This window comes from Actinoalloteichus spitiensis RMV-1378, from assembly GCF_000239155.1.
GTDB lineage: Bacteria > Actinomycetota > Actinomycetes > Mycobacteriales > Pseudonocardiaceae > Actinoalloteichus_B > Actinoalloteichus_B spitiensis.
On the sequence record NZ_AGVX02000092.1, the window covers coordinates 1 to 9235 of the forward strand.

The 9235-nt window shown below is 72.7% G+C and carries 8 protein-coding genes; 4 read left to right on the plus strand and 4 right to left on the minus strand.

Translation table 11 applies throughout. The features are described 5' to 3' along the window. Positions 1-215 precede the first annotated feature (215 nt). The 3 genes from ACTIDRAF_RS0204630 to ACTIDRAF_RS0204640 form a co-directional block, all read right to left on the minus strand. The gene (locus ACTIDRAF_RS0204630; RefSeq protein WP_039785805.1) at positions 216-518 is read right to left on the minus strand and encodes a DUF3817 domain-containing protein; all 303 of its coding nucleotides are present in this window, start codon (positions 516-518) and stop codon (positions 216-218) included. A 38-nt stretch (positions 519-556) separates the two neighbouring features. Beyond that, positions 557-1054: a hypothetical protein gene (locus tag ACTIDRAF_RS33365; RefSeq protein WP_016697544.1), complete on the minus strand. Its 498-nt coding sequence runs from the start codon at positions 1052-1054 to the stop codon at positions 557-559. A 257-nt stretch (positions 1055-1311) separates the two neighbouring features. Further along, positions 1312-2289, minus strand: a complete 978-nt coding sequence (locus ACTIDRAF_RS0204640) for a M23 family metallopeptidase (RefSeq protein WP_026065780.1) — start codon at positions 2287-2289, stop codon at positions 1312-1314. 1375 nt (positions 2290-3664) lie between these two features. Here ACTIDRAF_RS0204640 and ACTIDRAF_RS31785 point away from each other — a divergent pair. The 4 genes from ACTIDRAF_RS31785 (at position 3665) to ACTIDRAF_RS0204660 (ending at position 8500) form a co-directional block, all read left to right on the plus strand. Continuing rightward, on the plus strand, positions 3665-5089 hold the full coding sequence (locus tag ACTIDRAF_RS31785) for a pentapeptide repeat-containing protein (RefSeq protein ID WP_052168701.1): 1425 nt from the start codon (positions 3665-3667) through the stop codon (positions 5087-5089). A 612-nt stretch (positions 5090-5701) separates the two neighbouring features. Beyond that, on the plus strand, positions 5702-6130 hold the full coding sequence (locus ACTIDRAF_RS27230; protein WP_016697547.1) for an STAS domain-containing protein: 429 nt from the start codon (positions 5702-5704) through the stop codon (positions 6128-6130). Positions 6131-6235: 105 nt separating this feature from the next. Continuing rightward, positions 6236-7969, plus strand: coding sequence for a PP2C family protein-serine/threonine phosphatase (locus ACTIDRAF_RS27235; protein WP_157162839.1), 1734 nt, complete (start codon positions 6236-6238; stop codon positions 7967-7969). 135 nt (positions 7970-8104) lie between these two features. Beyond that, on the plus strand, positions 8105-8500 hold the full coding sequence (locus tag ACTIDRAF_RS0204660) for an STAS domain-containing protein (protein WP_016697549.1): 396 nt from the start codon (positions 8105-8107) through the stop codon (positions 8498-8500). A 323-nt stretch (positions 8501-8823) separates the two neighbouring features. Here the strand turns inward: ACTIDRAF_RS0204660 and ACTIDRAF_RS0204665 are convergent. Then, the coding region (locus ACTIDRAF_RS0204665; RefSeq protein WP_016697550.1) for an ATP-binding protein at positions 8824-9235 on the minus strand (412 nt) is incomplete at its 5' end.

A 9235-nucleotide genomic window follows, 5' to 3' on the forward strand; every position in this document is an offset into this window, starting at 1 on the left:
CCGTGGAGCTGCTGCGGGCTCCGGCCCGCGCCGCCGAGGTCGGGGCGCGGGCCCGGGAGCGCGCGGCGGCGCACACGACGGCCAGCTACGCCTCGACGATGGTCGACATCTACCGGCACGTCCTGGCCGACTGACCAGAGACCCGGCCGGTCCGTCGTCATCCGTCGCGCCGGCCGGGGCAGCCCCTCGCCGGGGGCCGTGGTCCGCCGGATGCGTCAGATGCGCTGGCCGGCCTTCAGCCGGGTGGTCACCTTCCGTTCGGCGACGAAGGAGACGAACGGGATGGTGCCGGCGAGGAGGACCAGCACGGTGCCCTTGAGGGACCAGCGGCATTTCATGGCGAGGTCGAAGGCGAGCACCAGGTAAACCATGTAGGCGAACCCGTGCACCGGGCCGATGACGGCCATGACCAGGTCGTGCCCCGCGAGGTAGCGGAGGGGCATCGCCACGAGCACGAGGATCAACAGGCAGACCCCGGTCACGTAGGCGATGACCCTGAACCGGGTCAACGCGCCCATCGGCACGGTGAAGGTCTGCGGCTGCTTGTCCACCGAGGTCACGTCGCCTCCATCTGGGCAGGGGAGTCCGGTCGTTCGTCCGCCCGACGCAGGGCCGCCAGGTACTCGTTGTACTCGGCCAGCCCGGAGTCGCGGTCCTGTGCTGGTTGGTCGTTCTCGGGTGCCCGCGGTTCGGACCCGGATCGGAGCCGGGCGAGCTGCGCCTCGGCGGCGGCGGCCCTCGCGGAGACCGGTCGTGCCGTGGCCGGGGCCGCGGCGGCCGTGACCTGGTCACCGTCGTCCTCGAGGACCGCCTGGAGCGGGGCCTGGGCCGGGTCGGCGCGCTCCGCCTCCATGCGCAGCAGCCGCCACCACGCGTACGCGGTGAAGAGGCCGATGAAGGGCCAGAGCACCGTGTAGCCGAGGTTCAGGCCGCGCCCGTCAATCGACTGGAACCGGTCCCACTGCCACCAGCCGAGGCGGAACGAAGCCAGGACGATCACCAGGGTCAGCAGGTGCAACACCAGCCACCGAGGCCGTAGCAGCAGGTCACGCACGACTGGACGCTAGCACTCCGGCCGCCCGCCGGTAGGAGCCGGGATGCGTCGTTGTGGTCCCGATCGCCCCGGGGTGCCGGCGCCGGGACGGACGACCCGCGAGCTCTGGGTACCAGCGCGACCGCACCACCGCCCCAGGGTGCCGCCGCCGGCTCCGGGCGGGTCGACGGGAACGGATGGGAGTTCGCCAGCGGACAGCGAACGGCCCGGTCCTCCGTTCCAGGAGAACCGGGCCGTTCGTGCGCTTGCGCTCGCCGTCAGAGCGTGATGCCACGCTCCGCCAGCCAGGGCTGCGGGTCGATCTTCTGTCCGTTGACGTGCACCTCGAAGTGCAGGTGCGGACCGGTGGACTGGCCACGGTTGCCCATGGTGGCGATCTGCTCGCCGACGCCCACCCGCTGGCCAACGCTGACCAGGGACTGGTCGATGTGGCCGTAGACGGTGATGGTCCCGTCGTCGTGCTGCACCCTGACCCACATGCCGAAGCCACTCGCCGGTCCGGAGCTGATCACCGTTCCGGAGGTGGTGGAGTAGATCGGGGTTCCGATCGAGTTGGCGATGTCGACACCGTAGTGCGTGGTGCCCCACCGGGCGCCGAAGCCGGAGGTGAAGCGCCCCTCGGCCGGCTTGACGAACTGGACGTCCGCCGCGGCCTGCTCGGCAGCGGCCTGCTCAGCAGCGGCCTGCTCAGCCGCGGCCTGCTCAGCCGCAGCCTGCTCAGCCGCAGCCTGCTCGGCAGCAGCCTGCTCAGCAGCAGCCTGCTCGGCGGCAGCCTGCTCAGCCGCAGCCTGCTCAGCCGCAGCCTGCTCAGCGGCGGCCTGCTCGGCGGCGGCCTGCTCAGCCGCGGCCTGCTCAGCCGCCCGGCGCTCGACGGCCTCCTGGGCTGCCTGTTCGGCGGCGGCCAGCTTGGCCTGGAGTTCCTCGTTCTTCTGGAGCTTGGCGGCTTCCTCCTGCTGGTCGACCTGCCGGTGGATCGGCAGGACCTCCAGCGCGGGCAGGCGGCCGTCGGTGTCGACGCCGGAGTCACCGAGGGCGACGCCGGAGCCAGCCACCAGCGGGCCTCCCGCGAGGAAGAACGCGCCGGCCAACGCGCCCGCGACCGCGGACTTGTGGCCTTCCCGCAGCGGGAGCTGCGGCAGTCGATGTGCTGCGCGGCCATGACGGGAGGACCGAGCCAGTGCCTCCAGCAGAGCCGGCGAGGGATGGTGACCGCTCAGGGAGCGATGCCGAGCCATAGATGACCTTTCGTCCGTCTCGGGGGAGGCTCGGCCACTCGGACTCGGGCGGGGGATCCCGGAAGGGAGACCGATCTGCCATCCCTTGCGCGTCCATACGTCGTGACCGAACCGTGACGTACTGACTGACCGTAACCAAAAAAGCAAAATCAATGCAAGTGTGGGTGACGCCGCACCCATTCACCATGATCGAATTAGCCAAATGGTCACCGTGCGCGATCTCTTGCGCATTCAACCGCCAGCCGCAGGGCAAAACCGCCACCTTCGGCCGGATATTCCACCGCCCCGGGAAAGGACCCCGGACGCCCCGGGTCGACGACGGCCGACGCCGCACCCGGCGAGCACCGGGAACCTGCCATCACGGCTGGCAGCGGCGTCGCGCACCCCCGACGGCCCCCGGGTCACCACAGGCACTCGACGACCCCCGTGATGGCGCTCACCTCGGCGACCCGCCAGGCCCGCTCTCCCCCACCGGGGGGGACTCGCCAGGCCCTGGAACCCCACCAACGCGGGCGCTCGACGACCCGAACACGTCCTCGACCAGCGGATCACGGCCCCCACTGGCTCACGTCGTGACGCCGACCACGGGCCACCAGAGTTCTGGTGGGCACTCGACCGCCCACCACCACCGACCACCGGGTCGACCACGGGAACGCCCGACCCACCGCCCCGCCACCGCCGTCATGCCGCGCCGCACGGACGGCGAGGACGACGCCCCCCGACCTCGGGACCGGGCACGGGGCCGGTGGCCACGAACCTGGGGCAGAGCTATTCGCGTTCCCGCCTTTCCACGGCGATGCGGAGCATCCACTCCTGATCGTCCGCCACCCGACGAGATCGCGCGATCGGGATTTCCGTCCACAATGCCGGAATGCACAGTGGAACCCTGTTTTCCGGCCGCCGGTTTCCCCACTCCCTCCCGGCCCATTCCTCCGGTGTGATCACCTACCGTGATCAGTCCGGGATCGGGTCCGTCGCGTCGGCGACCGCCGTGCCGGGAGAGCGCCGGTGGCCGTCCGGCCGCCTCGGGGCGGTCGAGGATTCGCCACGGGCCACCCCACCGGGAGGGCGGTTGCCTTCTCGGCCACCCGCGCGGGCGGCTTCCGGGAGCCGGGGCGCGCCGGGACCCGTGCCGCACCCGGTCGGCCGGGGCGGTCCCCAGCAGAGCCCACGAGGACGGCGAAGGACGCGGGCTCGGTCCCCGCCCTACGGGCGGCCACTTCTCCCACCGGGCCGTGCCCGCCCGGTCTCCGACCCACACCGCACCGCTTGCCGGGCGCGGCGGTGTGTCGACCACCGGCGCACGGACGGTAACCGGGGAATGACACGTCCGGGGCTTTCCCATCCCGCTCGCGGCACGCGAGCATACGGGGTCATGATCACAGCGGGCCCCGGGCGACCGGCCACCGACCGGACGACCAGGCGATGGCTGCGACTCGTCGTGTGGCCCTCCTCGGCCCTGCTCGTACTGGGCCCCGTCCTCTTCCTCTGGTTGTCCCACGACGTGGGTGAGCCGGACCGCCTCCGCCTGCAGCTGGAGGCGGTGCGGGCCGCCGCCAGCGCCGCCGCCCTGACGGCGCTGTGCGGCGCACTGGTCGGCGCGGTCTACCTCGTCGGCAGGTGGTCCACCCGCGAGGGCGGCCGGTCGCGGGAGACGGCGGCGCCGATGCCCGGCCCGACGAGACGGGCGCCCACCGAACCGCACCGGCAACGGGACGGTGAGGAGGTCGTGCTCCCCGGTCCCGATTCCCCCAGACCGGCCACCAGCCGGTTCGGCCGGATCTCCCCCCGCCCTGCACTGGCGGACCGGCGAGCGGTCACCGAGTTGTACGCGCTCGGCGCCAACCAGCTCGGTAGCGAACGAGCGCCCGTCCGCATGGCGGGTGTGTACGCGCTGGACCAACTGGGGCAGTGCTACCCCGACCAACGGCAGACCGTGGTCGACGTCCTGTGCGGGTACCTGCGCATGCCCTTCGCCGTGCCTCCCCAGCTGCGGTCGGACCGGCCCTACCCCTCGGACCGGGAGCTGGCGGCGCGGGAGGAGCTCCAGGTCCGCATGGCGGTGCAGCGCGTGCTCGCCAACCACCTCAGGCCGGCCGAGGACGCGTCGGGGCGGCCCGCGGCCACCTTCTGGCCCGACCTCGACGTCGACCTCAGCCACGCGGTGTTGGTCGACCTGGACCTCACGGGGTGCCGACCTCGCACGGCACGGCTCTCGGGAGCGAGGTTCTCCGGTTACGCCTGGTTCGCTGGAGCGACCTTCGACGGCCCCGCGTGGTTCGTCGACGCCACCTTCGACGGCCACGCCTGGTTCGAGAACTCGAGCTTCCTGGCGCCAGCCTGGTTCCTGAACGCGCGGTTCCTCGGTGAGACCCGGTTCAAGGAGTCCCGGTTCGACGGTGACGCGTGGTTCCTGCACGCCCAGTTCGCCGGTCAGACGAAGTTCACCGGCAGCGAGTTCCGGGGGGCGGCCCGGTTCGGCGGCGCGCTCTTCGCGGGCGAGGCCAGGTTCCGGGAGGTGGAGTTCCACGGCGCCGCCGAACTGCCGCAACCCGACGTCGACCTCCGCGCCTCCCTGGTCCGCCGGCCGGCTGACACGGCGCACCGCACGTGGCCGCCGGGCTGGCGGGTCCGGGAGACGGACTCGCTGGTGGGCAACCTGGAACTCGCCGGGGACGCCCCGGTCTCGCCTTCCGGCCAGGACCGGGTGCCCACGAGCCTGGCCGACGGCGACACCGGCCCGGGCTCCGACACCAGCCCGGGCTCCGGCTCCGGCTCCGGCTCCGGCGTCACGCTCTAGCGCCTGGGTCTGCTGGTCCACCTCCCCAGGCGCCGCCGGGTGTGTGGGGAGGTGGACCAGGGATCGGGCGGCTCGACTCGGCCAGGGCGTCCCGGTCATGCGGCCGGGACGTGACGTCTGCCCCACCGAGCCGGCGAACCCGTCCGCTGCTCCCCTGCTCCGGTCCGGCCTCGGGACGACTCCGGAACGAGGGGTCGCGGAGCCCAGGACGGGGGCGGCCCACCCGCCCGACGTGTCGGGCGCCATAGCGGCAGCGGTTGCTCCGCCAGCGCGGGAGTGGTTGGGTCCGAGGACCAGGTGCTCAACCGCCGGTCGCCGAGGAAATAGGGGCAGATGGCCTGGGTCGGGCTGCCTCCGGCGCGTCGGTACGGCAGGCGGTATACATGCATCCGCACGACTTGTCGGAAGATCGATTTTCCACATACGGTGGGCAGCGGTAGCTCAGTTGATCAGGCCCGGCACGGCCCCCTGTGGCTGGTCCGGCAGCCTGAGCCGCTCGGGACCAGCGCGTTCGGCGCCCCGTACACCCTCCGGGTGGCGGTCGCCTCCGCTTGGTCCCGGTGACTCCGGCGACGAACCGCCGCCACCGGTCGGAAGAGATACGGACGGACGATGACCATGCATGATCACGCGGAGCGGGACGCTCAGGGGCAGGCCAGCCAGCCCGGTACCGCCGAGGACGAGCACACGCACTTCACCCTCGCCACCGAGCCCTGCGGGGAGGGCGGCGTCGTGGTGCGGGCCAGCGGCGAGATCGACATGCTCACCGCGCCCCGGCTGCGGGAGGAGCTCCTCGGCCTGCTGGACGCGGGCCACCGCGTCATCCTCGACCTGGACCGCGTGGACTTCCTGGGGTCGAGCGGCCTCGCCGCCCTCGTCGACGCCCATCGCCACGAGGCGCCCGCGACGGCGGCGTTCGCGTTGGTCGCCGACTCCCGCACGGTGGTCCGGCCCCTGGAGGTGACCGGGCTCGACCGGGTCCTCACCGTTCATCCCACGCTGGAGCGCGCCCGGGAGTCCTTCGGCATCCTCCCGGAGTGATGCCACCGCGTCCGACAGTCGGACGGGGATCGAGCGCACGGGCCTACGAGCAACACACGGTGGGTGTGGCTAGGCTCGGGGTTCGACGGGAGGAGCCCACCCACCATGATGGTGTCTCGCGACAGCGTTAACGGCGCGGCCACGACCGAGGACCGCTCCCGACTCCAGGAGCCCGCGAGTCGCCACGACGGAACCCACCCCGAGGTAGAAGCCCTGTCGTTGCCGACAGGGGCCTTGGACGTGCTCCTCGCCGGTTGCACGGACGCGATCCTGATCGTGGACGACCAGAACGTCGTCCGCCGGTTGAACCCGTTGGCGAGCGAGCTCCTCCCGGAGGTGCTCCCCGGTGCCCGCCTGGACGAGTGCGCCGTACCCGCCCTCCGGGAGGCGCTCACCGAGGAGCGCCGCGACTTCTGCGCGGCCCACCGGGACCACGAGTTGCTGGGGCGGAGCGTGACACTCGCCGCCGGGCTGACCGCCTGGTACGTCCGGGACGTCACCTCGGAACGTGATCGGGAGAACGCGTTGCTCGCTGAGCGGCGGCGGAAGTCCTTCCTCGCCCACGCCAGCGCCGCCCTGGCCGGCACCCTGAGCCCTGGCCGCGTGCTGTCGCTGGCCGCACGGCTCCCCGTGGGCCGCATCGCCGGGCACTGCGCGGCGGCGATGAGCGACGGGGCCGCCGCGATGGTGGCCACGGCCAGCCAGGACGGTGTCACCTTCCGCCGGACCCGGCGCAGCGCGGTGCTCCGCCGCCTCTCCGCCGTCGCGGATCCCACGGCGGAACCCCTCGGCGACCACGCGGGCACCCCCGGCGAACACGACCAGGAACTCCTGGCCGAGCTGCTGCCCGAGGTTCCCTCGGCCCGGTCACTGCCCGCCGCGTGCGACGACCCGGACGACGAGATCATGCTCCTGCCGCTGACGGCGGGTACCGACGTCCACGGTGTGCTGGCGCTGACGGCCTCGCCGGGGATGAGCCGGCACGACCGCATCCTGCTTCGCGACTACGCGCAGCGCGTGTCGACGGCGCTGGAGGCCGCCCGGGTGCACGCGGAGCGGTCCAGGATCGCCGAGTCCCTGCGGTCCGCGCTGTTGCCGCCCGCCCTGCCCGAACCACCGGGGCTGTCGCTCGGTTCCGCCTACCGCGCGTCCGCCGAGGCCACCAGGATCGGTGGGGACTTCCTCGACGTCCACGAGGAGCCGGAGGGCGGGCGGTGGACGTTCTCGCTCGGTGACGTGTGCGGTAAGGGGGTGGACGCCGCCGTGCTCACCGGTCAGGTCCGGCAGTCGCTGCGTACCGCGTCCCTGGTGTCCGCGGGACCGGCCGCCAGGCTGGAGCTGCTGAACCGGGTCATGCTCCAGGCCGGCGACGGCAGGTTCGCCACGGTGGTGACCGGCGCGGTGACCACGATCGAGGGCGGTGGCGCTCGGATCAGGCTCGCCAACGGTGGCCATCCCCGGCCGTTGGTCCTGCGTCAGAACGGGGACGTGGAGTCGCTGGAGACGGCCGGGATGCTGGTGGGGGCCCTGGCCGAGGCGTCCTTCCTGGAGACCGAGACGCACCTGGCCCCGGGCGAGTCGCTGCTCCTCTACACCGACGGGGTGACCGAGGCGCGCGACGAGTCCGGGGAGATGTTCGAGGAGGAGCGCCTCCAGGAGGAGCTGGCGAGGTGCGGCGGCCTGCCGGCCCGGGCGGTCGCCGACCGGGTGCAGCAACGGGTTTTCGAGTTCCTGCACGGCAACGACCATGACGACATCGCGATCCTCGTCATCCAGGCGGAGCCGACCAGCCCACCGGAGGGGATCGACGAGGACACGGCAGGTCACCCGCCAGAGTGACATGTCCCACACCGGCCCCCGAGTTTGGCCCGGACGCCGACGGGGAACCCGGTGACAGGCTGTCCTCGACAGGCGGCAGGTCGCCGGAGCAGAGCAGCGGCCCCAGGTAGCAACACGAACACCGGAGAACAGTCGATGACAGGCCACGGCGCCGAGAGAAAGCCCCCCGACGGAACGGGGTCGCACGACGGCGATGTCCTCGCGGAGACGGAGATCGCCCGGGGAACGCTGGACGACCAGAACGTGGGGTTCATCCGCCTCGCCGGCGAGGTGGACCACTACTCGGCGCCGCAGCTGGACACGGTGGTCGACCAGTTGCTCGCCTCGGGTGCCACCGGCTTCGTCATGGACTTCGCCGAGGTCACCTTCCTGGACTCCGCCTGTCTGAGCAGTCTGGTCCGGGCCCGCCGGTTGGTGCAGCCCGCGGGCGGGGAGGTCATTCTGGCGGCGATGAACCGCCACGCCTCCCGCGTGATGCGGATCACCGGTCTGCACACCATCTTCCGGTTCGTGGACGGGGCCCGGCAGTAGGCTCCGCCACCTCCGGCACGCACGTCGGCGCCGAACGCGGACACGCACGGTCGCGCCACTTCCGGAACGCCCTTCGCCGAGTGCGAGCGGGGGAGCGGCCCGAACCACCTGTCCCGGCGGGCAGGCCCGCTCCCGACCGCTCTCGAGGGAGTTCGACGTGCCTCCCGGCCCGCTGCGGGGCCAGCGACCGGTTGCCGCCCCCGCTCGCGCTGTCGGACGGCCGTCGGGGCACGGGCGACGCCGTGGTGACCGGGCGCCGCCGCACGGGGCGCGGAGCGCCCCGTCAGGCGTACCCGGGCACGGCGGTCGTGGCGCGGTGGTCCTCAGCTGGTCGGGTGCAGCGTGACGGCCCTGCTCAAGCCGACCCTGGTCCCGGTCGACGTGCGGTCGAGCTCGACCTGGTCGACGCACCGTTCCATGAGCAGGAGGCCCCGCCCTCGGCTTCCCGGGTCGGCGGGTGGTGGACGCCACCTCCCGTGGTCGGCGACCTCCACGTGCACCACCTGCCCGTCCAACCAGGCCCGCATGGACACCGAACCGCCGTCCGCATCCGGGTAGGCGTGCGAGGCGGCGTTGGCCAGGGCCTCGTAGGCGGCCAGTTGGAGGCATTCCGAACTGTCCTCGTCGACGCCCGCGCCGGACAGCCAGGAACGCAGCGTGCGGCGGACGTGCACTAACGCCGCAGCCTCGGCGGCGGCGACCATCCGCAGCGGCTCGGGCTCCCCGGCGGTGCCG